This is a genomic window from Alphaproteobacteria bacterium, from assembly GCA_016124955.1.
Lineage (GTDB): Bacteria > Pseudomonadota > Alphaproteobacteria > UBA9219 > RFNS01 > RI-461.
Genome location: WGMR01000009.1, coordinates 69,811 through 92,623, shown reverse-complemented (window position 1 = coordinate 92,623; position 22,813 = coordinate 69,811). Strand labels below are relative to the sequence as shown.

Sequence of the window (22,813 nt, the reverse complement as noted above, 5' to 3'; positions counted from 1 at the left end):
GCCTATTCGGGAACGAACGTCATCACACCGGCATTGTCGCGCTGCAATTCTTCGCGCGTCTGGCCGAGCGTGACGGAACGGCCCGCCTGCCACGGTTCCAGGAAGTTATCGTAGTAGGGCGAGAACGGATGGCTCGCCTGCCCGGTCGCAATCATAAAGCGGGATTTAGCCGGGTCGCCAAGGTCATAGACCGCGCGATACCCCGCGCCATGGTCGCGGATCAGCGGGTGGCGGCTGTCGCCAAAGCCGTAATTGCCGCCCCGATCGACCGTATAGAAACCCCCGCCGCTGCTAAAACCGAGTCCGAAGAACGTGTTGAAGCCGGGCAAATGACCGAGCACGCGGTTTTCCATGGCTGCGATATGTTCGCTGCCCCAGCGCCATGTGCCGATATCCGGGCTGTAGCGATGCGTCAGCTCGTCGAGCGTTTCAAGGAAGGCACGCTCCACCACATGGTTGCAATCGGTCGCATCGCGTTTTTCCCATGTGCGGCAAAAACCATCCGGTTTTTCCAGAATGCCTTTCACCACTTCGGCATTGAGCGGCCCCCTGGCTTCCATCACCTCATCGAGCTGCCCGGCCAGCAAGCGTAAATTCATCTGCCGCAACCACCATTCGAAAATCAGCGGTTCGGGGCGGTTCTTGTCCATCGTGAAATCCCACGCACGTAAAAGATCGAGCGCCGTCTTTTCCTGCATCGTGGTGGGCACGAGCCGCAAAAGGAAGGGCATCAGATCCCGCGCGGCGGTCGAAACCGTGTCAGCCTGTATTGTTGCGAAATCGTTGACCGAGAATTTATCCTTCGCCTTCAGAAGTTCGGCGATACGCTGCGCGCGGTAATAGGCGGCGTAATCGGTGCCGAGCCAATACGGGTAGCCCCTGTCCACCACCGCGTTGTTGGCGTTCAAAATCGTGCCGCCCGGCGGGTTATAGACCTGCGGCAAGTAATTGAACGGCACGAAACCGATCCAGTCGCCATCGGTTGTGGTCCCGTCGGCCGGGAAACGGCCATCGCCGTTTTTGCGCACGGGGATATAGCCGCCGTTGATAAAGCCGATATTGCCCTCGCGGTCGGCATAGACCATGTTTTGCGTCGGCGTTTCGTAGATCGCGAGCGCATCGAGGAACTGCTGCCAGTTGCGCGCCTGATTGATGCGCAAAAGCGCCTCGGACGAACGGTCGTGCTCGCCAAGGCCCGTGAAGGCCAGCGAGACCACCTGCCCGGCGCCCAGCATATCATCGTTCAATTCGTCCACGATATCGGAAAGCACGGGGCCGTGGCGGGTGCTGCGCACGCGCAAGGTCACGTCATCTTGGCCCTTCACGCCGATGATTTCTTCGCGCACTTCGAACTTGCGCGAACCTTCGGGCGCGATGTAGCTGCCCGGGTCAGCGGGATCGATGGTTTCGATATAAAGATCCTGCGTATCGCTGTTGGTGGTGGTGAAGCCCCATGCGATAAAGCCGTTCTGCCCGAGCAGCACGACAGGAAGCCCCGGCACGGTCGCGCCCGTCAGGGTTTCTTCCGGCGTCGTGATGCGCGCAAGATACCAAAGGATCGGGGTTTCGAGATCGAGATGCGGGTCGTTCGCCAGCAGCGGCTTGCCGGTTACGCTGCGCGCGCCGGAAACCACCCATTCGTTCGATGCGCCCGGCGCGCCGGCGGGCAGCGCGCCAGCCATGCCCGCGAGCACAGGCAACGCCTTGCGCCACAATTGCTTGCGCGCATCGGTATGGTCTTCATCCGCCGGAACGGGCGCTTCAGGAGCAGGCGCGGCATCCGGGGCATTTTCCGGCGTTTCGGGCGCCGGTTCGACCGGCAATATCTTTTTTTCCGCAGGCGTGATGACCAGAGGGGGGAATTCCGGGCGCGTCGTCACCGGCGCGGCTTCAGGCGCGGGCGGGAACAACCGTTCAAGCTTGTCGTGGTCGTAGCGCGCAGCGAGGCGGCCCCGATAGGCTTCAAGCCGGTAGTTGGCGCTCAGCCGCCACGCCATCAGCTTGCCCCACACAAGCGTATCGGCAGGCTTCCAGGCTTCCGGGCTGAACCCGAGCAGCGTGAATTCCAGCGGCAGCGAACCCTTATGCGTATCGAGCCATGCGTTCACGCCATCCGTATAGGCATCAAGGATATCGCGCGCATCGCCCGCCAGCGCGCCGTAACTGCTTTGCGCAAGCGCATAGATGCCGAGCGTGCGAAACAGCTTGTCATAAGGCAGCGCGTCCGCGCCCACGACCTCGCTCAACCGCCCCGCGCCCGCGCGGCGCTGCATTTCCATTTGAAACAGGCGGTCTTGCGCATGCACATAGCCAAGCGCCCGCGCCGCATCGGTGCGTGAAGCGGAAAAAATATGCGGAATGCCGTTCCGGTCGCGCAGCACTTCGGTTTCGGCCCCAAGCCCCGCAAACTTGACCGTGCCCGTGTATGAAGGCATTTGCCCGCGCCAAAGCAAAAGCGCGGCGGCGGCCGCGATCAAAACAAAACCGATCCCGAAAAGAAACAGGCGGCGCGCCCAGCGAACGATAACGGCAATAGCGGGCGCGGCGGCTGTATTCATGATGTCCCTGCTGGCGGGCGGTTTTGTTTGCGGGCGGCTTTGTTTTTTGCAAGTGTTTGATTTACTGTTATTTTAGCATCTTCCCGCTACGATACAACCCGCTATACGCTATGGAAACCCCGCGATGGAACCTTCTTTCGTACCCTGCCTAAGCCCCGCCGGGCCGCACAAGGTCGCTTACTATGTGTGGGGCCGGGCCGATGCGCCGCGCACTGTCATTTGCGTGCATGGCCTGACCCGCAACGCGCAGGATTTTAACAAGCTTGCGCTCGCGCTCAGCGAAAGCGGCGCGGCGCGCGTTGTCGGCATAGACGTTGTTGGGCGCGGACGTAGCGATTGGCTGGCCGACCCCGTGCATTATTCATACCCGCAATATCTGGCCGACATGGGCGCGATCATCGCGCATCTTGGCGTAAGCGAGGTTGACTGGGTCGGTACGTCCATGGGCGGAATCATCGGCTTCCTGCTCGCGGCGCATCCGAAAACGCCGGTGCGGCGGCTTGTGCTGAACGATGTCGGGCCCTTCATCCCGGCCGAAGCGCTGGCGCGCATCGCTTCCTATACCGGGCTCGATCTTTCCTTCAGCAGCAAGGCGGCGGTCGAAGCCTATTTCCGCAAAACCTACGAGCTTAGCGGGCCGATGACGGACGATGATTTCGCGCACATCACCGCGTACGGCACGCGCACGATGCCGGACGGAAGCTTCAAGCTTTGCTACGATCCGAAGGTCGCGTCGAACTTCGCCGATATAAAAACCGATGTGGATTTGTGGGATTTCTATGACCGCGTGCAAGCGCCCACATTGCTGTTGCACGGCGAATTGTCCGACGTTCTGTCCGCACAAACCGCGCAAGAAATGACCGCGCGCGGGCCGAAGGCCGAGCTGGTCGAAATACCCGGTATCGGCCACATTCCGACACTGACGGACGCGCACCAGATCGGGGTTATTCGCCGTTTTCTCGGTCTTTAGGCATTTCCCCCGGCGGGCCGAACGTGCCGATCAGGCCTGTTTCACACACCCCGTCGCCCAGCAATATGGCGTTGCCGCACGCGGAACCGAGCAGCGCGGCGGCATCCCACCCCGCGCCCTCGATCACATGCAACCGCTGCAGGCTGCGCGCCACCGGGCCGTAAATGGTTTGCAGGTAGGAAAAATAATTGCGGGCACGGGCGGCGATATCGTCGCCCTGCAACCGCGCGGCGCAGCTGCGGTCGATCACCGTGGCGGATGGCAGCGGCGCGGCGGGCGCGATGTAATGCACGCGCCGCGTGGGGTAGCGCAGCCGCACCTGGCTCGCGCCCTGCTGGCGCATGTAATCGTTCAGCCGCTCCATGCCGAAGGGGTAATGGTCATAGCCGGGGCAAATGGTAAGTTCGGGCCGCGTGAAGCCGACGCTTTCCGGCGCGGTTGCCTGTTTCCCGGCGCTTTCCTTCGCATCCGTCTGTTCCTTCGGGCGCACACCGGTCATGTACAGATAATGCGGGGCGCCCGCGACAAGAAAGCGCGTTTCCACCATTACGCTTTCAAGCAGATCGGGGGCGCGGCTGGCGGCGGCATAGGTTTGCACGAACACCGCGCCATCGGCAAAGCCTGCGATCGTGGCTTGCTGCAGATCGGGAAAAAAATCTTTTTCGGCCAGATAGGCCAACAGAATATCGAGCGCGGTAAACGAGCTAACCGGGCGCGTGCCCGTCTTGCTGGCGCTATCGTCACCCAAAAGCCAGCCGTCGGCCTGCCAATAGGCGATGGATTTTCCGCCGTCCGGCAGATGCGCGGCAAAACGCATGATATCGCTCGCGGACAAAAATTGCGGCGCCAGCAAAATCGTATCGCCGCGCTCGCCCGCCGCCGCGCCCGCATAAGTCAGCGCGCGGGCATAGGCCGTGCTGGCGTCGCGCAAAATGCCGTGCACCATGATCACGGCGCGCTTGACCCCAGGGTGCGGGCGGCCAAGCGGCAGGTTGCTGTAAAGCGGCAGCAAAAGCGGGGCGGCCGCATCATCAAGCCCCAGCGGGAAGACGGGCATGAATTGGGGCGCGACCGCATCGACCGGCGCATCGGGCGAGGCCGCGGCGGGGGCGGGGGCGGGGTCCGCCGGGGCGGTATCTTGCGCATGGGCCGGATTTTGGGCAAAAACAGCGGGCGCCGCGGCCAGAATGGCCGCAAGCGCGCTATATAATACTATGGATTGCAGGGATGGCATGGCGGGCGCGATAATACCGCACAAGCCAGGCACCGCAAAATACCGGATGAAGCCATGCTGAAAGTCGCCGCGCTGATTGATCTTGTTCGCTCCCCCGGCTCGGGCGGGCACGTCAAGGGCTGGGAGCGCGTGGCGGCGGCGGCGGCCCGGGCCGCGCTGCCGCTCGATCTCACGGTTTATTTTTCCGGGGCCGAAAAAACCGAAGAGCTTTCGCAAAACGTGCGCATCCGCCAGTTGCCGCAAATCTTCAGCACCGCGAAACTCAAATTCCTGCCCTATATCCCCGATCACACCGATCTCGCGCCCTACCATCCGGCGCTGGCGCGCGAACTCGAAGACCGCGATGTTATTCACACCACCGATGCGTTCTTTGCCTTCGCCCGCACGGCCGAACGCGTGGCGGCGCGGCGCGGCGTGCCGCTGACCCATTCCTTCCATACCGATCAGCCTGCCTATGCCCGCATTTTTATGGCCAAGGCGATCGAGGGAATTCTGGGGCGCGGCGCGCTTTCGCGTATGGTGATCGAAGGCTGGCGGCTGCCCGCGCGCAAACAGGCGGCGATGCAAAGGCGTTTCGCCCGGCATTTACGTCTTTGCAGCCATGCGCTGGCCTCGCGGCCTATTGATCTTGCCAGCGGCGCGGAAATTCTGGGGCAAAGCCGCATCCATAAACTGCGGCTGGGAATCGATAAAACCGTTTTCAACCCGCAGCGGCGCGACCGCGCGGCGACCGAGGCGCGCTTCGGCGTGCGCCCGGGCCATGTCATTGTCGTGTTCGTCGGCCGCATGGATGAGGGCAAGAACATCTATACGCTGATCGACGCGGTCGAACGCTGCGTCGCCGGCGGCTTGCCGCTGCACCTTGTCACCGCAGGCGTCGGCCCTGCTGAAGCGGAAGTGCGCCGCCGCCTGCCGCATAACGCCACCGTGGCCGGCTTCCTGCCGCCCGCCGAACTTGCCGCGCTCTATGCAAGCGCCGATCTGCTTGCGCACCCGTCGGAGGTCGAGATCCGCAGCATGGCGACGATCGAGGCGCTTTCCTGCGGTCTGCCCGCGCTTGTGGCGGAAGCGAACGGCGTCGCGCAAATGTTTCCGCCTTCGCCCGCGCTGCGCGCCATTGCGGGCGGCGCCGATGCCTGGGCCGCCGCCTTGCGCGAACTTGCAACCCTTATGCAGGGCGAAGGCGCGCAAGATTTGCGCCGGGCCACCGAAACCTGCGCGCAGGGCATGATCGTCGGCTGGGATACCGTGCTGCGGGAAGATTTTTACCCCCTCTGGCAGCTGGCGGCGGGCACGGCGCAAACCAAGCGTGCCGCGTGATGTTCGGCAAACGCATCCTTATGCTCGCGCCGCACCCGGATGACGAAGTGGTGGCATGCGCCGCCGCGATCGCGCGTGCCCGCGCGGCGGGGGCGGAGGTTTTCATCTATTTCCTGACCACGGGCGTGATCGCGCGCGAAATACTGTGGCCGTGGCAACGACACCGCCACGATTTCTTCGTGCGTGCGCGGCGGCTTGAAGCGGAAAAGGCCGCGCTGGCGCTGGGCGCAAAAATCGTCGGCGGAGCAGCGCGGCCGACGCGCAGCCTGCGCTTTTATTTGCATGATATGGTGAACGAGGTGAAGTGGCACGCCGCCAAATACGATATCGATCAGCTTTGGGTGCTGGCCTACGAAGGCGGACATCCGGATCACGATGCCGCCAGCGGCGCTGCCAGCGTGCTGAACAAGGATATACCGGTGCTGGAATTCGCGGCCTACAATTATTGTGGCGGCCGCGCTTGCGCACAAACATTTCCGCAAGCGGGTGTAAACGATACCGTCATCGCGCTTACGCCCGAGGAACAGAGCCGCAAGCGAAAATTGTTGCGGCTCTATGCTTCGGAACAAAAAAACCTGGGTTATGTCGGCGTAGAACGCGAAAGCTTCCGGCCCCTGCCTGCCCATGATTACGGCAAGCCGCCGCATACGGGAACATTATGGTATGCGCGCTTTCACTGGGTGCCGCTGCGCCACCCGCGTATCGACCGCACGACAAGCACCAATGTTTCGCAGGCGATCGCGGCTTTCCGTCACACCGTTTTCTAGTTTCTAGGCGGTCTTTTTCCGCAAAAGCCAGTGGCCTTCCTTGATCTGCCACGCGATCAGGCCGGGCACATAGATAATGATATCACGGCAGCGGCGCATCAACGCCAGAGCCAGCGCAACTTCGGGCGAAAGCCCGAGCAAACCGCCGAAGAAAAAGAACGCCCCTTCCTGCGCGCCCAGCGCGGCGGGCACCGCAAAAGCGAGGCTGCTGGCGGCCTGGATCATGGCTTCGATGATCAGGCAATCGAGCACCGAAAGCGGGTGGCCAAGGAACCAGAGCGCGAGCCATATGTTGCCCGCGCCGGACATCCAGGAAAGCAAAATCCAGAAACCGCTTTCGAAAACGCGGCCGCGGCGGCGATACATGGCGCGGATCGCGCGGTCGAAACGCGCGCCGGTGCCGGCGAATTCCTTAAGCCGGTCGCCGCCGAACCATTTGACCATCTTGGCGAACAGGCCGAAAAACCCGGCGCGCTGCACCGCCACCAGCGCGGCAACAACCGGCGCCGCCACCGCCACGCCCGCCAGCAATTGCAGCATGATATCGGTGCCGGGGTCGTGCCAGGCCAGCAACAGGATGCCCGTAAGCGAAAACATCAAGACCGTGATCACCGAAACCGTGGTATCGACCACGACGCTGGCCACCGCCGTCGCTTTGGAAATGCCGTGCTTGATCATCACCCGCGCCGCCAGCACCTCGCCGCCGATGCGCGCCACGGGCAAAAGGTTGTTCATGGAAACGCGCAGCCACAGCACAAGCCACATGAACCCGAGCCCCGGCCGTCCGCGCCCCGGCATCAAAACCTGCCAGCCGCGCGCGGCGATGATAAGCGGGAAAATATGATACAGGCTGGCCCACACGATGCCCCAGCCCGCGGCGCCGAAGGCCTCCAACACGTCATCGGCCCCGTGCCACGCAACAAGGCCGATCGCGGCCGCAAGGCCGAGCAGGGCGAGGATGATCCCGGCACGCAGCATCAGCGCGCCGTGTCCCGTTCGGCAGCGTGCAACAATTCAACCGCGCCCGCATGCAAGGCGCGGTCGCCGGATGCAAGCACGCAGGCGGATCCCGAAACGGCCGAATCGCGGTTGAGCGCCCTGCCCTGCCAATCGGTCATGATACCGCCGGCGGCATCGACGATCGGCGCAAGCGCCGCGTAATCATGCAATTTCAAATCGGCTTCCGCCACAAGGTCGATATGGCCGGAAGCCAGCAAGCCATAGGCATAGCAATCGCCGCCGTAAAGCGTGTCGCGCGTCTTTGCCGAAAGCGCCTTGAAGGCGCGCCATTCGCCGGGCGAAAACATATCGGGCGTTGTGGTGTTGAGATAGGCGTGGCCCAGCGAAGCGCAGGCGCGGGCGCGGGCGGGCTTGCCGTTCAGCTGCGCGGGGCGTCCGATGCCGCCTTCCCAGCGTTCGTTCATGATTGGCTGATCGAGCACCCCGTAAACCGGCGCGGCCTGATGCATCAGCCCGATCAGCGTGCCAAACAGCGGCTTGCCGGCGGTAAAAGCGCGCGTGCCGTCAACCGGGTCCAGCGTCCAGACCCATTCTGCGTCCATATTTTCCGCGCCGTGCTCCTCGCCCCACACGCCATCGCCCGGGCGCGCGGTGCGCAAAATATCGCGCATCGCACTTTCGGCTTCGCGGTCGGCCAGCGTGACGGGGGAACTGTCGGATTTGAAATCGATACCGGGCAGCGCGCGGAAATAGGGGCGGATAACGGCGCCCGCGGCATCGGCCAGCCGCGCGGCAAGGGCGGGGAATTCATCCGGAATTTCGAACACAAGAGGCATATGCGCAGCTTTACGGGGGTTAAGGCTGCGCCACGATAGAGGAAAGCCGTGCATGATGAAAGCCGCTAAAAACGCGGATCCGCACAGGGTCCGGGCGTGATTTTACGGCAGGGAAGCCGGGCTGTCGGCCAATGTGCGCAGATAGGCGATCAAATTCGCGCGGTCCTGCGTCTTTTTGATGCCGGCGAAGGCCATCTTGGTGCCGGGAACATAGGCCTTCGGGTTATAGAGAAACTCGTTCAGCTCGTCATAGGTCCAGACCTTATCATGCATGCCCATCATGCCATCGGAATAACTGAACCCTTCCATATGGCCGTGCTTGTTCATCACAATGCCGTAAAGGTTCGGCCCCACCTTGTTGGGCCCGCCCTTGGTGAAATCGTGGCAGGCAGCGCAGGCGCGCGAAACTTTCTGCCCCGCCGCAACATCGGCCGAAGCCAGCAGCGCGGCAATCGGTTCCGGCCCGGCGGGCGCGGCGGCAACGGCGGTGCCGGTTTCTTCGCCCACGCCTTCCACAACATAGGCTTTCTCGCCGCCCTCGTGCGGATGCACGACAACATGCGCGACAAAACCCGCAAGGCAGGCGACCAGCGCCGCGAGAAGGATGGCGCCCATAATCTTGTTCAGCTCGAAACCCGACATGCGAAAATACGCCCCCGGCAATTCTGGGAAAAACGGTGCAGGAACGTATGTTTAGGCAGGTTTTACGCGGGCGGCAAGGCCCCGGCTGCAACAGTTGCCTAAAATCGCGCGGCCTGCCAGTTTCCTTGGCGAAACGACCCGTAACCATGCATATATATAGGCGTGGACTTAAAGGCGGGCGAAAACAGGACAGGTAAGGTTCGGATGGCTTCAGACAACGGTAAAACCATAGCGTTTCAGGGGGCGGAGGGCGCCTATTCCGATCTCGCCTGCCGCACGGTGCACCCGGATTATACCACCATGCCCTGCCTGTCGTTCGATGATGTATTCGCAGCCGTCACCGAAGGCCGCGCGACCCTGGGCATGATCGCGATCGAAAATTCGATCGCCGGGCGGGTCGCCGACGTGCACCACCTGCTGCCGCACGGGCAACTGCATGTGGTGGGGGAACATTATCAGCCCGTGGTCCACCATTTGCTGGCGCTGCCGGGCACGAAGCTAGGCGATATAAAAACCGCGCACAGCCATGTGCACGCGCTGGCGCAGTGCCGGAAGTTTTTGCGCAAGCACAACATCAGGCCGGTGATCAAGGGCGATACCGCGGGCGCGGCTTCCGTGCTGACCGACATGAACGATAAATCGGCATCCGTGATCGCATCGGAACTGGCGGGGAAAATCTACGGGCTCGAAAGCCTCGCGGCCGATATCGCGGACGAGCGCGGCAATACCACGCGCTTTTTCATCATATCGCGCGAAGCAAAAACGCCGCCGCCGGGCAACGGGCCGGTTATCACATCCATCATTTTCCGCGTGCGCAGCGTGCCCGCCGCGCTCTATAAGGCGCTTGGCGGCTTCGCCAGCAACGGCATCAACATCACCAAGCTGGAAAGCTATCTGATCGACGGGCGCTTTACGGCCGCGCAATTCTATATCGATTTCGAAGGCCACCCGGAAGACAAGCCGGTCAGGCTGGCGCTGGAAGAGCTCGGGTTTTTTGCCAGCGAGATCAGGTTGCTTGGCGTCTATCCCGCGCACAAGTTCCGCAGCGAACATCCGTAAGCGTCTATTTCCCCGCCCGCCATTTATCAATGCTGCGCGCGCCGGTGTAGCCCAGATACCCGACGGCAAAAAGGCTGTACAGCTCGCCCGGAATAGCCTTCAAAAGCCGGTTCAGGTTTTCCGAAGCCTGGAACACCTCGCCCGGATACCAAATGCCGACGATGGCGCCGAACACGCACATCAATATCATGATATAAATGACATAAAGAAAGGTGGGGCGCGCGCGGCTGGTCCACGGGTCGGCGCTGTTCGCCTCGGCAAGGATGGCGGAAAGCGAAGCCTGCATTTCCTCCAGCGCCTGCCGGTTTTCTTCCCGCAAAAGCGCGGCCTTGGCCGCTTCACGCGCGACCGGGTCGGGGATCAGGCGGTCAAACAGCCGGGCCAGCGCCGTAACGCCCAGCCCGATCGCGTTATCGATGCCGATCATGCCCGGTCCTGCGTATTCCACAACATCGCTTCGGCCCGCCGCCGCCGCGCCAGCCCGCCCATCGCCTCGCCGCGCGCATGCACCCAGCGCGATAGCTGCGCCGGCACCTGTTCGTACCAGCCCCGGTTTAAAAGCCGCAAAAGCTTGGAGCCGATGAAGTTCGTGATGCCGACGTTAAAGGTGAAGCTTACAAGCGCGGCGAACTGGTTGTCGGTCAGCGGCACCAGAACATGCCGCGCCACCGCATGTTCGTACACGCGCAAATCGGCATCGAGCAGCGCATCGGCCTGATCGCGCGTGATCTTCATGCCCGCGCGCGCGCTTCTGGTGTGGCCGTAGCCCACGGTAAAAATCCCGCCCGGACAAAGATAGGCTTCAAGCCGCAGCCCTTCGAATTCCCTGATCAGGGCAATCCCGGCTTCATTCGCGCGCCGCGGAAAAATTTCGGCGGCATGGGTACCGGAAGCAGCGAATGTGCCGTCCATCATCGCCGCCCGAGGTTTTTTTCGATGCGCTGCAAGGTTTCCTGCACCGCGCCCACGCGCTCCTCGATCCGGGCGAGGCGAACGCCGGAAAGCTCCTGCCCGGCGGCGGCCTTTTCCAGCTGGATATCGAGCCGGCCGAGATGCGTATCCTGAAAATCATTGAGCTGCGCCTGCGCACTGGCCCACCACACGGCGGTAAAGGTTTGCAAAATAATGGCGAGGATCAGCGCCAAGGGAACGCGCCTGTCAAGGTGCCAGCCGCCGCGCACCGCCTGATCGAACGATTTCATCTTCGTCTTTATGCCGCTTTTCATTGCTTGATGACCCGCACTTTCCATGCGCCGGAAGCGAGATCGATCGCGCCGCCGGTTTCGTTCTGTATGCGAATGCGCACCGTATCGGCGGCCGAAACATAGGCGGTGCAGGTAATGCCCTGCAGGTCATAGGGCGCGGCCGCGAACGCAAAATCGCCGAAGGCGGCGCCCGTCACGGTGATGGCGGCGGAAGTTTCCCCCGCGCCGTCCGCGAGGTTGGCCGGGTCCCACGTGGCCGCGCCTTCAAGGAACGGCGTCGCGAGGTTGCCCCAGCCGCTGCCGGTGTAATAAGCCAGCCTGCCTTCGTCGCGCAGCCATGCGCGCCAGCCGGCCGAAGGCGTTTTGATGCGCCAGCCGGAATAATAACCCGCGAGCGCGCCCGCACTGCCGCTCCATGCGCCGCTGGGCGAAGGGCCGATCACATAGCAATCGCCTTGCGCGGGCGAACCCGGCGGCGCATTCAGATCGCGGTCATGCGCGGAAGCCTGCGCAGTGAAATCGAGGTCGTTCAACGCATCGTTGTGCGTCACTTCCTTCTGCACCTGCGAAGCCACCAGATAGGGCATCGCGATAGTGGGTGTGTTGGCCATGTCTGCCTCCTTCTGCAACAAAAAAAGCCGCGCCGGCGAAGGCCGGTGCGGCGGGGATGGGGTGTTCCGCGGGTTAAGAGCGGCTGTTATTCACAAATACAGACGGCTATAAAACAGACAAAATCTTTTCAGCGACGCTGGCGGCAACAGCTCGTCTTGCCTTGCCGATCTTTGCACCCAGTATGGTATATTCAAGGCTTCCAAGATAAGCCTCCGGTTCCGTTTGGCTCCACTTTTTTTGTAGAATCACGGCAACATAAGAATCGTATTCGTCGTCGTCCGGTTGTATTGGAATACCGGCCGGGTTCCACTCAACGTTCAGAATACGGCGAACGGCTTTTGCCTTTTCTTCCTGCATCACGGAGATCCCTTCCTCACCATTACTACCTGTCTGGTCGTATTGCCAACAACAACCGTAACATTGTTTATTTTATCATAATAAGTCGTTGCATTGTTGAAAGATCGTCTCGCCGCGCCCTGCTTGATAGCATTTGTGACCACTGATGGCGGAATACCCCCTCGCTTCCATTTGACCAAGAGCATGGGAAGAATATCTTTGTTTGCCTATTGTATAATAAGGTTTACCGGCAGCACGGCTGAAGACAAAACCCAGAATTGTTCTAACCCTGTCATTTATCAACAACAGCTCCCAGGGCGCAATGGCGGGATCTAGGGGCAGTCATCAACATAAATATCAAGCAACGAATTTTCTGCGCCCGGCCCGTTAACATCAACTATTGCTTCTCCATCAGTCCATTGCCCGCCGCCGGGGTTGCCCGCGGGCACGCGCGGCTGCGCTTCCCAATCCGGGTTGTATTTTGCGGCCAGCGCCGTCCGCGCTTCGCGCAATAGCGGCGTAAAGCGCAGCATCATCCTGCGCATAGCATGCATGCTCACAGCGCCGCCTCCGCCGTCTGCCCGCGGCCGAAACGGTTGCTGCGCTGGCTTGCGCGCACGGTGAAGCTGGCGGGCACGGCCGTGCCCCAGTCCGCCGTTTGCTCGGCCGCGCTATAGATCTTCGCCGACGTGCCGGAAACGCTGAAGGCGCGCTTCACGTCCGTACCGTCCATGATCTCGATATCGTAAAGCTCCTCCGCCTCGTCCAGCGGCACGTCAATTTCATCTACCCATGCGGCATTGAGCCGCGCGCGGCGCTTCCAGGTGATGGTCAAATCGCCGCCGGGGCCGTCTGCGCGCGTGCCCGCCAGATGCGCGGGCGCAAAAGGTTCGATCGTGCGCAAACCATAGGTAAAGGCGGTATCCTGCACGTCGCCGAGGCTTTGCCCGGTCGAAAGCGCGCGGAACTGGTATGTCCGTCCGCGATCGGAAAGCTGCGCGGGCAAAAACTGTGTGCTGTTCTGCTGCAAAAGCACGAAACGTTCGCCCGCCGTGTGCGATGCCGAAGCCCAGCCGGTCGCACGCCTGCCGCGCAAAAGGTTCGTCAGCGTATAAAGCCCCGGCCCCGCCAGCGTCGCGGTCTGGAACTGTATTATCTCGTCGCCCAAAAGCGCGGCATTGCCGCCGTCGAGCAACGCGGTTTCGCTGCAGCTCGAAAGCGTGCCCTGAAAAAGCTGCACGGTCACGCTTCCGGCCCGGTCCATATAATGTGCGGGCGCGTCCGCCAGAACATCCGCCGCCGCGCCGGCCGCCGCCGACAGCGGAAAGCCGGAAATCGCGGCAAAATCCACGCCGCCCGTGCCCGTGTCGGGCGCACGCCACAGCGCGCCGCCCGGCCAGCCGGCGGCGCCGGAAATCGCGGCATACATTCCCGGCTGATCGTCATTGTCGGTCAACAGGGGCAAATCCATCAGGAAAGCGTAGGAAGGCACAGCCGCCACATCGCGCCGCTGCGCCGCCTCGCCGCCTTCGGCCACCGCCGCGCTGGCATAGGCGTCCGCGCTCACGAGCAAACCTTCGGCTTCCACCATGCCGCCGCGCTGGCGCACAAGCGTAAGCCGCGCGGTGCGCCCGCCCACGCTCACCACATCGCCGGGCTCGAGCGTCAAATATTTCCGCGTGGCGCGGAACTTCACCATGTCGCGCTCCGCCCATGCGGCAAAAAGCGTGGTTTCCGCCACCTGCTTGGCCGCTGCGGCATCGCACACGACCGGCAGCGCCAGTTTTTTCACGGCCTGCGCCGCGCCGGTGATGCGCCTGGCGCGCTGGCTGCCGATTTCATAGGCGCGTGCCGGGTCGATATGATCGACAGTAACCTCGGCCGGTAAATCAAGCTCCTGCCGCCGCACCTGTTCCAGCGCGGGCGGGGGTTCGTCGTCGTCTTCGGCGGCGCGCAGCTCGCTGTCCGGCACGGTTTCACCCGCCGTCCCGCCGCGCAAATCCGCGCGCAGGCTGGCGCCGCTTTCCACCAGATCGAACGGGCGGTAGCTGCGCAGCGGTTCGATCGCATCGCGCGCCGTCAGCGGCCCGGGTAAAACATATCCCGCAAGCGTTTCATCCGCCAGCGCGTCGGTATCGTAATCGGCCGCGTCATAGCCGGCGCGGTCAAGAATTGCATCCACCACATTCTGCAAGGTGTCGCCGCCGCCCGAGCGCGTGATGAGCCCGAGCGCGGAGGTCATGTCGGTTGAATAGGCGCCGTCTTGCAACGCCAAGCGATTATGGTCGATCCGCACGCAAAGGTGGGAATCGACCGCCGCCTCATAGCCGCCGACAATCTCGCCTTCCGATGAAAGCAGCGTAAAGCCGCTATCGCCGATGGTGGCTTCAAGGATGCGATAATTGCTTTCCGTGGCAAAACGCACGATCAGCAGAAGCCGCGACGGGCCCAACAATTCCGGCGTACAGTTTTCAGCCCCGGTGGGGTAGCCGAGCGAAGTCCAGCCGCGCGTGATCGTGGCGCCCGCGGCGTCGGCGCGAAACGAAAGCACGCGCGCATCGAATGTAAGGCTGAACGTCAGCAGCGTCTCTCCGCCACCGAGATCGAGCAAACTGGTTTGCGCCGCGCTGCCCGAAGGCACGCTCGCGCTTAGCGTATAGGGCGCACCCGCAGCCACCGCATTGCCCGCCAGCCTGATATGGCAAAGATAAAGCGCAGTCGGGCTGAAGCTGCTATTGCCGGTCATGAACAGCAAGCCGTCCTGCGCCGGGATGAACTGCGCATGCCCGACGGTCGGGCGCGAAGTATCGGAACCTGCGCCCCAAACCGGGCTGAACCCGAGGTCAATGATCCCCAACCCCGCGCGCATAAAAAGCCGCACGCCGCGCACGCCGCCGGAAACCTCGCTTAAAACGAAATGCAGCGGCCCGATCCAGGCGATCTGGCGCAGCGCGCCGGTCAACGTAACGGCGACGGGCGCGCCGAAAATACGCAGCGCGCTGTCATAAATCATCACATTGCCGGTGCCGTCGTCATTCAGCGCGAGGATCGCGGCATAGCGCCCGTCCGGCGCCATGCCCCAGCTATGGTCATACAACTCGGCCGAACTTGCGAAGGCGTCCGAAGATGTGCGCGCCGCAAGGGCCGGCGCGGTGCCGGTCACGTCATATTCCACAACCTGGTACTGACAGCTCGCGCCCGGGTTGACATACCCGCCCACGATCAGCCGCGTGGTGCGCGTGCTGTCGCCCGCGATGCGCAGCGGCGGGTTGCCCTGATGCGAATGCAGCGAAATGACCGAGGTTGAAAGTGCCGGCGCAGCCTCGCCGTCCCACACGGGCGCGGGGTCGGCGGCGCTCGCCAGCACTTCGAAGGTCAGATTGGGGATGCGGTTGCCGAAATCGGCCAGCTGCAGGCCTTCGAAAACGATATAGGCGATCCCGCGATAGCCCGGTACATTGCCCGCGCCCAGTGCGGCTTCCATCACCGCATCGGGCGTCTGCGCCGCCGTGCCGGTATAAATGCCCGCACTGGCCGCCAGCCCCGCCTTCCAGCCGCCGCCGTCATAAACAAGTTTGCCGTCGGCCCACACGGCGGTGATTTCCTGCACCGGCCCGGCGCAAACCGCCACCGCGCAATTCACGCTGTAGCTGTAACGCACGGTGGTGACGGAAGATGAAGCGCCGAAGCCGCCCTTGCCGCCGCCCGATTGCTCCTCGTGCCGCGCCTCGATCAGGTCGGAAGACCAGATCACGTTGCCCGCGACGCGCACGCGCCCCCACGCAAGCGGGATGCCCGCGCCGTAGCGCGAATCCTGCACTTTCAGATTTTCAAGCCGCGGCCCTTCGATGCGCGGGCCGGAAAAGCCGAAAATCTGCCGGTCGATGACCGAGCCCAAAGCTCCGCCCGCGAGCGCGAACAAGGATCCGCCGATGCCGGGCGCAAGCGCATTGCCGGCGGTGCTGAGAAGGATGGATGCCATGGTTATGCCCGGGTTTTTACAAAATCGGGAAATTTATGCAGTCACGCCGCGACAAAAAAGCGCAGGGGGGGGATATTATTTATTCAACCTTCTTCCAAGCGCTCTTGGGAATACTGAAATCTTCAAAAGCCTGTTCTATGGCTATCTCAAGTGTGTCTTGCATATAATCATGGGCATCCCCTCCGTTTTCCCATACATAAAGATAATAACCGAATTGATCGGGCACATTTTTGGTTAGGCTGGTCAATAGCTGGCGCTCTATCTCGCACCGCGCAACTTTTTCATGGCCCTTAATGTCAGCAACCCATTTCATTTTCACTCTTCCCCTTTGAAAGGATATCTCTGTTCTCTGCCAGCTGGCCTCCATTTGCCATTTGGCCGTTGCTTCAATACGTGAAAATGCGGTTCTTTATGAGGATAGTGATTATTTATATCAAACCTGATTTGCCTGTCACGTTTTATGATCACCAGATCACCGGAAAAGTTTCGGAACATCTTGTCCGGCCTCCCACCCAAATATTTCTCTAGGGCGTCAATGGCGCGTAACAGCTTACGGTTCGTGATGTGGGCCCTACCCGCCGCGATGAGTGCGCGGCCAACAATTACAGCTTCCGGGGTCACCAAAGCCGTCAGCGCCGCTTCAAGCGGGTACACAGGCGTGATCGCATCCGGGTACGGGTTTGTTTCTTCCGGCGCGCTGCCTTCCGGCACATAATTCACCGGGCAAGCCCGCCGCCGTCGGTCCATTGCCCGTCGCCGGGGTTGCCCCCGGGCACGCGCGGCTGCGCTTCCCAATCCGGGTTGTATTTCGCGGCGCGCGCCGTGTAGGCCACAATATCCTGCACAAGTTCCGGCACGGCGCCGCAACAGCGATCATAGGCGGCGGCCAGTCGCGCCGCCTTGGCAGCGATATCGCGGCGCAGCGCGGCCAGCTCGCCTTCAAACTTCCCGGTTTCCGTCATGCAAACTCCAAACCCCCAGCAGCCGGCTGCGCCAGGCGGGCGAAAGCGTAACCTCGACCACCTTCCCGGCCGGGGCATAGGCGTGCAGCATGCCGCCCGGCCCGGTCGCCAGCGCCACATGCTGCGGCTGGCTATCGAAACGGAACAATAAAATATCCCCCGCTTGCGCGTTTTTGTCCGCGCGCGGCGCAAAGCCGTGGCTTTCCAGCGCGGCGACAAGCCCGCGCCCGTCCGGCCTGCGGCCGTAATTGGTGCGGTCGCGCACATCCTTGCCCGCGGCGCGCAGCGCGACCACGACAAGCCCGATGCAATCAAGCCCGGCGCCCGGCGCCCGGCCCTGATGATGAAAGGGCGTGCCGGCGCATGCGCGCGCGGCCGCAATCACGCGCGCGGCGAAATTGTCTTCCATGTTTTATTTACTGTCCGGGTACTGCAAAAGCCGGTCGATGCCCGGCAGATGCGGGAAGCCGCCGAAGTTCGCAACGTTACTGAATTTGGCCGAACAGGTCGCGAGCCGCTTGTCGCAGCCGGGATACACACTATAAGTATCGCCCGCCTGCACGCCGTGCGGCATGGGCAGCCAGAGCGTGAATTGCCGCGCCGCGCCGTCCCACGCCTTCACCTCCATCGCAAGCCCTGTATTGGCGCCGCCGGTCCATGTCAGCTTGCCATAGGCAAATGTTTCGTCAGCCTCGCTGCGCCCGCTGTCCGTAAATACGGCGTCGCCGGTCACGCCCGTCACGGTGCCGTTCACTGTTATGGCCCCTGTATCCACGCCGCATTGCGCGTCGCCAAGATCATGGCGGCATTCCGGCGTCACGTAATCGCCGATCTCCCGCTGCAGCAAATCATGCAGACCGCGCAGCTCCGCCACATATTGCCCGCCCGAAAGCGTGACCTCGCCAAGCCAGCCGCGGCGCAGCTGCACCGCGCCGTCGGCGGGCGCGGCCCAGTTGCACACATATATATCCACCCGCGCATGGTCATAAAGCCCGGCCTTGATATCTTCGCCATTGATCGCGGCGCTATCGAGCATGCCCGCGATATCGAGGTTGCCCGAAGCCAGCCCGGCGCGGCTTTCGATTGCGCTCGGCGAAAGCGCGCCGTCGGCAAGGTATGTAACGCCGCCGAGCGCGATATCGCGGTCGTGCGTCGTGAACGCTTTCACCGCGCCGTCGCGGCGCGTGACCTTCACGAGCGTGGCAAGCGTTGTCAGCTCGCCGTTCAGATGATCCTGCAGCGGCGCGGGGATGGTTTTCATGGGACAGCCGGTGTGTGGAAAACAAAAAAGGGCCGCAAAACGGCCCGTCAAATCATTCAAAATATTACGGCCGCCCCTTACTCCACTTTCCTCCAAGCATCCAGCGGCACCTGAAAAAGATCTCGGGCACGACGGGCAGCGGATTCAAAGGTATCCTGCAATTCGTCTGTGATGCCTTTGTCGTTTTCCCAAACGTAAAGATAATATCCCGCTAACTCATCATACTCAATTTCACAGCGCACGGTCTTACCGGGTAATTTTATATCTGCCAGCCACTTCATGGCTTACTCCTTCTTGAAGGGATACCAGTGTTTTCTCCCAGCGGGCACCCAATCTGTTTGCTTTCCATTCTTTATCATTTTTTCAATGTGAAAATGGGGTTCTTTGTGTGGAAAGGTTTTATTTATATCAAACCTTATCTTTTTGTCGCCCCTTATAATAAATATATCCCCGGCCTTGTTCCGCCGAGCCATACCCGAACCACCCAAAAATTTCTCTATCGCGTCAATGGCGCGCAGAAGCTTCCGGTCGGCGGCGGGCCGGGCAAGCGGCTGCAGAAAAATCCGCGCAATCTGCAGCGCCCTGCCGGCAGGCAGCGCGGAAAGGATAAGCACGGCATCCCCGTCCGGAATCAGCGGCGTGATCGCATCCGGGTAGGGGTTTGCTTCTCCCGGCCTTCCCGCGCCCCCCGCCGCCGTCGGTCCATTGCCCGCCGCCGGGGCTGCCCGCGGGCGCGCCTCCCAATTCGGGTTGTACTTCATCAACGCTTCGCGCGAAGCGGTGGCCTCCACCAGCGCGCGCAGATGCGGAGAAATAAAGCTCTTCTTCAGATATACCGCGAACGCCAGCGCGTGTGCGCGCCGGTGCAGCGCCGCGAGCCAGTCATCCGGCCCCGGCATGTTCACGCCACCCCTGTTCACACCCTGATCTCCACGATCGGGATCGCGCTGTTGTAGCTGATGAAATCTTCGGCCGTGAGCGAAAGCACGTCGGTATCGAAGCGCGCGGGCACATCGAACAGAAAACCCGCGGTCACCGCATGCCCCGCCGTTGGCGCGGCAGCAAAGGTAACGATGCCGGTCGTGATATCAACCGACCAGCCGCTCGCGGCCTGCGTGCCGTTCGTGCCCGCGCTCACGCTGCCGCTTACGGGCTTGCGTATCCGGCGCGTATGCGTGACCGTGCCGCTTGCGTAGTTCTTTACAAGCTGGAATTGCGTTGCCGTGCCGTCGCCGGTGCCGATGGTCTGGTCGCTCCAGGCGCTCGTGTCCGTGCCGTCCGTTGCCGATGAAAAATCGCTCCAGTCCTTCAGCCGGAAGCCGCGCGCGCGCCCGGCGCGGGCATGAAAGAACCCGAGCAGCGCGGCAGCATCGACCCCGGTGCGCAGCCCCGTGCGCGCGTCATAGCGGCGGCGCGCCTGCGACCAGTTCTGGTTGCGGCGCTCATAGCCGCCGTCGATCACGATAACTTCGGTCGAAAAGCCGGGCCCGCCGGCCGAGCCGAAACCCACGCGCAACGGCATCTGCACTTCATCGAAGGACATGTCTGTTTTCCGGATTTTGCTGGTTTATTGAAACGATAAATGAAATCGCGCATCGCGCGGTGCAGCCGGTGCAGCCGGTGCAGACACCCTGCTCACTTGCAAAATTTCCTTAGTAACCTCATCCCGCGGCAACGAAGCGCAGAAAGGCGCCGGCCATGCGGGTGAGAGAGTAACTTCAACCACCTTCCCGGCCGGTGCATGCGCTTGGCAGTGCAGCAGCGCGGAGATGGTTTTCATGGGATAACCGGTGTATGGCAAACAAAAAAGGGTCGCAAGACGGCCCGCCAATTCATTCAAGCAATAAATTATTTATGTGCGCTCCTCACTCCACTTTCTTCCAGGCATCCAGCGGCACGCCAAAATTTTCGAAAGCCTGAGCCATCGCTATTTCAGGTGTGTCTTGGAGATAGTCATGGGCATCGCCTTCATTTTCCCAAACATAAAGATAGTAGCCAAATTGATCGGACACATTCGAGGTTAAGCTGGTTAACAGCTGACGCTCTATCTCGCATCGCGCTATTTTTCCAGACCGTTTAATGTCAGCAACCCACTTCATCTCTGCTATTCCTCTTTAAAGGGATACCTTGCTTCTTTGCCGGATGGCTTCCACTTACCGTCAGGATTTCGGAACATCTTGTCCGGCCTCCCGCCCAGATACTTCTCAATCGCGTCTATGGCGCGCAGAAGCTTGGGGTCGGTGACTGTATGACGCGAACGCCCGCGTGTGTGCGCGTCTGCGCGCCGGTGCAGCAGGGTCAGTCTTTCGTCGATCATATTTACAGCCACCGGAAAGATTGCTGCAACGAACGGTAAAGGTTACCGATTACCTGCCCCTGCGCCAGCCAGTTTTGCCCGCGCGGCAGGCCAAGCAACCCGCCGAGCACGGTTTCCGCCGCCCCGGTAAAGGGCCGGGCGCTGTTGCCGCGCGCCACGCCTTGGCTGACCCCGCCACCGAGCGCGCCGTCGAAAATCTGGCGGCTGACATTGCGCAAAACCTGCTGCGTCAGTTGCCGCTCGAGCCGCGCCGCAACGGCTTCAAGGCTGTCCGCCTCCGCGCCGCTGCGGCTGCGCGGCAAATAGCGGCGGCCGGAACGCGGCGCGCGGTAGCTGCGCACAAAGCTGCGGAAATTCACGTTTGCCATCAGGTTTGTTCCGTGATCACGCGATAGCGCGCAAGCCCGTGGTATGTCATGCCGTCGTCGTCGATCAGCAGCGAAGCGCTTTCAAACCGGCATGAAACGAAGCTCGCGCCGCTTACGCTCAGCGAAGCGTTGTGCAGCGCGCCGTAAAGCGCCTGCAAAATATCCTTGATCTCTTTCCTGCCGCGATAACGCGACCAGGCATGCAGCAATATCACCTGCGTCATGCCGGTCAGGTTCTTGCTATCGTAAATTTCGGCGTCGGTATCGCCGAGCGTCAGGAAGGGAAAGGTCGCTTCGGGCGGCACATGATCGTAGATGCGCGCGGGATCACCGAGCGCGCCCTGCACCGTGCCGTCGGCCGCGAGCAAATCATAGACCGCATCCTGCACCGCAAACATGGCGTCGCTCATGCCGCTCTCCCAATCGCCGCGCTCATCTTATTATCCCAATCGCTGCGCTCATGTGCTGCCCCCTTCTTCCACGAACAGTTGCGTGAAACGCTTGCGCGCGTCGGCATTAATCGCGGCGCGGATATTGAACAAACGCCCGTCATGGCTCACGCGCATGCGGTGCGTAATATCGCTGCGGTAGCGGATCGTCATGCGGTGCGTAACGCGGCTTTCCGGCCGGTCGGCGATATAAACTTCACGGCCGCGCAACGGCTCGACCTCGGCCCACAAGGTGGCCACGTCCTGCCAGCCGAGCTGATAGCCGCCCGCGCCATCCCCCGTTTGCGTTTCCTGCTGCAACGTGATGCGCGCGCGCATGGCCCCGATCACAGCCGCCCCCGCAAAATACGATACGGACCGAGCAACGCCTGCACCGTCAGCGGCGCGGGTGCGATCCTGCCGCCCGCCTCGCCTCTGTGTTCGTACCAGTGCGCCACCAATTGCCGGCATGCGGTACGCACGGCTTCGGGCACGTTGGCGGCGGCCGCGCCATACCCGGCCACATATTCTATGCTGATGCCGCCGGTCTCCCGTACCGGCTGCGGCCAGGTGGCCGCGTTGCGCAGCGCAATGCGCCCGGGCTGGCTTGCGGTGTCGGCAAAATAATTCGCGGCGTCCCATACCGTGGCATCGTCGTTATCGTCATATGTTTTTACGGTGCTGATCGATATCAGCGGCGCGCGCGGCAGGCTGATCGCGCGCGCAGCCGTAAGGCCGCTTGCAGGCCCGTCACGCACGCCATCCCACCATTGTTCGTTCATGCCGGGCCAGCAATCGAGCCACAAACGCCATGTCTGGCTGATCAGCGCGCGCCCGGTATGTTCTTCGGCCCATTGCCGGGCGGCGGCAATCAGCGCGGTGATAAAACTGTCGTCGGCGGTTGCTTCAACGCGCAAATGGGTCTTGGCCTCGGCCAGCGTCACGGGTTCGCTGGCAGGCGCTGTTACAAGTTCAAGCGATGGCATTGTTTCTTTC

Annotated in this window: 30 protein-coding genes; 5 read left to right on the top strand and 25 right to left on the bottom strand. The window is 62.1% G+C overall.

Annotation, left to right across the window (positions count from 1 at the left end):
* Positions 1 to 2: 2 nt before the first annotated feature.
* Entirely contained in the window at positions 3 to 2,558 is a 2,556-nt protein-coding gene (locus tag GC131_09160; GenBank protein ID MBI1274233.1) for a penicillin acylase family protein, read from the bottom strand.
* A 124-nt stretch (positions 2,559 to 2,682) separates the two neighbouring features.
* Between GC131_09160 and GC131_09155 the strand changes: the two genes are divergently transcribed.
* Positions 2,683 to 3,528, top strand: a complete 846-nt coding sequence (locus GC131_09155; GenBank protein ID MBI1274232.1) for an alpha/beta fold hydrolase — start codon at positions 2,683 to 2,685, stop codon at positions 3,526 to 3,528.
* Here the strand turns inward: GC131_09155 and GC131_09150 are convergent.
* Positions 3,503 to 4,786, bottom strand: coding sequence for a hypothetical protein (locus GC131_09150; GenBank protein MBI1274231.1), 1,284 nt, complete (start codon positions 4,784 to 4,786; stop codon positions 3,503 to 3,505). The genes GC131_09155 and GC131_09150 overlap by 26 nt on opposite strands.
* A gap of 30 nt (positions 4,787 to 4,816) precedes the next feature.
* Between GC131_09150 and GC131_09145 the strand changes: the two genes are divergently transcribed.
* Positions 4,817 to 6,082, top strand: coding sequence for a glycosyltransferase (locus GC131_09145; GenBank protein MBI1274230.1), 1,266 nt, complete (start codon positions 4,817 to 4,819; stop codon positions 6,080 to 6,082).
* The gene (locus tag GC131_09140) at positions 6,082 to 6,849 is read left to right on the top strand and encodes a hypothetical protein (protein MBI1274229.1); all 768 of its coding nucleotides are present in this window, start codon (positions 6,082 to 6,084) and stop codon (positions 6,847 to 6,849) included. The genes GC131_09145 and GC131_09140 overlap by 1 nt, the downstream gene beginning before the upstream one ends.
* Before the next feature lie 3 nt (positions 6,850 to 6,852).
* Here the strand turns inward: GC131_09140 and GC131_09135 are convergent, their stop codons facing one another.
* The 3 genes from GC131_09135 to GC131_09125 form a co-directional block, all read right to left on the bottom strand.
* Positions 6,853 to 7,827, bottom strand: a complete 975-nt coding sequence (locus GC131_09135) for a flippase-like domain-containing protein (protein MBI1274228.1) — start codon at positions 7,825 to 7,827, stop codon at positions 6,853 to 6,855.
* Positions 7,827 to 8,645, bottom strand: a complete 819-nt coding sequence (locus GC131_09130; GenBank protein ID MBI1274227.1) for a histidinol phosphate phosphatase — start codon at positions 8,643 to 8,645, stop codon at positions 7,827 to 7,829. The genes GC131_09135 and GC131_09130 overlap by 1 nt, the downstream gene beginning before the upstream one ends.
* Before the next feature lie 102 nt (positions 8,646 to 8,747).
* Positions 8,748 to 9,287, bottom strand: a complete 540-nt coding sequence (locus tag GC131_09125) for a c-type cytochrome (protein ID MBI1274226.1) — start codon at positions 9,285 to 9,287, stop codon at positions 8,748 to 8,750.
* Positions 9,288 to 9,491: 204 nt separating this feature from the next.
* Between GC131_09125 and GC131_09120 the strand changes: the two genes are divergently transcribed.
* Positions 9,492 to 10,346, top strand: coding sequence for a prephenate dehydratase (locus GC131_09120; protein MBI1274225.1), 855 nt, complete (start codon positions 9,492 to 9,494; stop codon positions 10,344 to 10,346).
* A gap of 4 nt (positions 10,347 to 10,350) precedes the next feature.
* Here the strand turns inward: GC131_09120 and GC131_09115 are convergent, their stop codons facing one another.
* From GC131_09115 to GC131_09055, 13 genes are all read right to left on the bottom strand, one after another.
* Positions 10,351 to 10,773: a hypothetical protein gene (locus tag GC131_09115; protein MBI1274224.1), complete on the bottom strand. Its 423-nt coding sequence runs from the start codon at positions 10,771 to 10,773 to the stop codon at positions 10,351 to 10,353.
* Positions 10,770 to 11,258 carry a glycoside hydrolase family protein gene (locus tag GC131_09110; GenBank protein MBI1274223.1) on the bottom strand — a complete coding sequence of 163 codons (489 nt, stop codon included), beginning with the start codon at positions 11,256 to 11,258 and terminating at the stop codon, positions 10,770 to 10,772. Before GC131_09110 ends, GC131_09115 begins: the two co-directional genes overlap by 4 nt.
* Entirely contained in the window at positions 11,258 to 11,572 is a 315-nt protein-coding gene (locus GC131_09105) for a hypothetical protein (protein ID MBI1274222.1), read from the bottom strand. Before GC131_09105 ends, GC131_09110 begins: the two co-directional genes overlap by 1 nt.
* A complete protein-coding gene (locus tag GC131_09100; protein ID MBI1274221.1) occupies positions 11,569 to 12,162 on the bottom strand; it encodes a DUF2793 domain-containing protein in 594 nt (197 codons plus the stop codon). Before GC131_09100 ends, GC131_09105 begins: the two co-directional genes overlap by 4 nt.
* 106 nt (positions 12,163 to 12,268) lie before the next feature.
* Positions 12,269 to 12,520: a hypothetical protein gene (locus tag GC131_09095; protein ID MBI1274220.1), complete on the bottom strand. Its 252-nt coding sequence runs from the start codon at positions 12,518 to 12,520 to the stop codon at positions 12,269 to 12,271.
* Positions 12,521 to 12,831: 311 nt separating this feature from the next.
* Positions 12,832 to 13,059 carry a hypothetical protein gene (locus GC131_09090; protein MBI1274219.1) on the bottom strand — a complete coding sequence of 76 codons (228 nt, stop codon included), beginning with the start codon at positions 13,057 to 13,059 and terminating at the stop codon, positions 12,832 to 12,834.
* A complete protein-coding gene (locus tag GC131_09085; protein ID MBI1274218.1) occupies positions 13,056 to 16,481 on the bottom strand; it encodes a hypothetical protein in 3,426 nt (1,141 codons plus the stop codon). The genes GC131_09090 and GC131_09085 overlap by 4 nt, the downstream gene beginning before the upstream one ends.
* Positions 16,482 to 16,560: 79 nt before the next feature.
* Entirely contained in the window at positions 16,561 to 16,800 is a 240-nt protein-coding gene (locus GC131_09080; GenBank protein MBI1274217.1) for a hypothetical protein, read from the bottom strand.
* Complete coding sequence (locus GC131_09075; protein MBI1274216.1) at positions 16,797 to 17,201, bottom strand: hypothetical protein; 405 nt, start codon at positions 17,199 to 17,201, stop codon at positions 16,797 to 16,799. Before GC131_09075 ends, GC131_09080 begins: the two co-directional genes overlap by 4 nt.
* On the bottom strand, positions 17,198 to 17,443 hold the full coding sequence (locus tag GC131_09070; GenBank protein MBI1274215.1) for a hypothetical protein: 246 nt from the start codon (positions 17,441 to 17,443) through the stop codon (positions 17,198 to 17,200). Before GC131_09070 ends, GC131_09075 begins: the two co-directional genes overlap by 4 nt.
* On the bottom strand, positions 17,421 to 17,852 hold the full coding sequence (locus GC131_09065) for a peptidase P60 (GenBank protein MBI1274214.1): 432 nt from the start codon (positions 17,850 to 17,852) through the stop codon (positions 17,421 to 17,423). The genes GC131_09070 and GC131_09065 overlap by 23 nt, the downstream gene beginning before the upstream one ends.
* A 3-nt stretch (positions 17,853 to 17,855) precedes the next feature.
* On the bottom strand, positions 17,856 to 18,704 hold the full coding sequence (locus tag GC131_09060; GenBank protein ID MBI1274213.1) for a DUF2163 domain-containing protein: 849 nt from the start codon (positions 18,702 to 18,704) through the stop codon (positions 17,856 to 17,858).
* 77 nt (positions 18,705 to 18,781) lie between these two features.
* Entirely contained in the window at positions 18,782 to 18,985 is a 204-nt protein-coding gene (locus tag GC131_09055) for a hypothetical protein (protein MBI1274212.1), read from the bottom strand.
* Between the two features lie 57 nt (positions 18,986 to 19,042).
* On the opposite strand from GC131_09055, the gene GC131_09050 reads away from it, so the two are divergent.
* Positions 19,043 to 19,660, top strand: coding sequence for a hypothetical protein (locus GC131_09050; protein ID MBI1274211.1), 618 nt, complete (start codon positions 19,043 to 19,045; stop codon positions 19,658 to 19,660).
* On the opposite strand, the gene GC131_09045 is transcribed toward GC131_09050, so the two are convergent.
* From GC131_09045 to GC131_09015, 7 genes are all read right to left on the bottom strand, one after another.
* Entirely contained in the window at positions 19,621 to 20,247 is a 627-nt protein-coding gene (locus GC131_09045; protein MBI1274210.1) for a TIGR02217 family protein, read from the bottom strand. The genes GC131_09050 and GC131_09045 overlap by 40 nt on opposite strands.
* Before the next feature lie 322 nt (positions 20,248 to 20,569).
* Positions 20,570 to 20,803, bottom strand: coding sequence for a hypothetical protein (locus tag GC131_09040; GenBank protein ID MBI1274209.1), 234 nt, complete (start codon positions 20,801 to 20,803; stop codon positions 20,570 to 20,572).
* A gap of 5 nt (positions 20,804 to 20,808) precedes the next feature.
* A complete protein-coding gene (locus GC131_09035; protein MBI1274208.1) occupies positions 20,809 to 21,021 on the bottom strand; it encodes a hypothetical protein in 213 nt (70 codons plus the stop codon).
* 2 nt (positions 21,022 to 21,023) lie between these two features.
* On the bottom strand, positions 21,024 to 21,389 hold the full coding sequence (locus tag GC131_09030) for a hypothetical protein (protein MBI1274207.1): 366 nt from the start codon (positions 21,387 to 21,389) through the stop codon (positions 21,024 to 21,026).
* Positions 21,389 to 21,799: a DUF3168 domain-containing protein gene (locus tag GC131_09025; protein ID MBI1274206.1), complete on the bottom strand. Its 411-nt coding sequence runs from the start codon at positions 21,797 to 21,799 to the stop codon at positions 21,389 to 21,391. Before GC131_09025 ends, GC131_09030 begins: the two co-directional genes overlap by 1 nt.
* Positions 21,800 to 21,847: 48 nt before the next feature.
* Complete coding sequence (locus tag GC131_09020) at positions 21,848 to 22,288, bottom strand: phage head closure protein (protein ID MBI1274205.1); 441 nt, start codon at positions 22,286 to 22,288, stop codon at positions 21,848 to 21,850.
* Positions 22,165 to 22,803, bottom strand: coding sequence for a hypothetical protein (locus GC131_09015; GenBank protein ID MBI1274204.1), 639 nt, complete (start codon positions 22,801 to 22,803; stop codon positions 22,165 to 22,167). The genes GC131_09020 and GC131_09015 overlap by 124 nt, the downstream gene beginning before the upstream one ends.
* Positions 22,804 to 22,813: the final 10 nt, after the last annotated feature.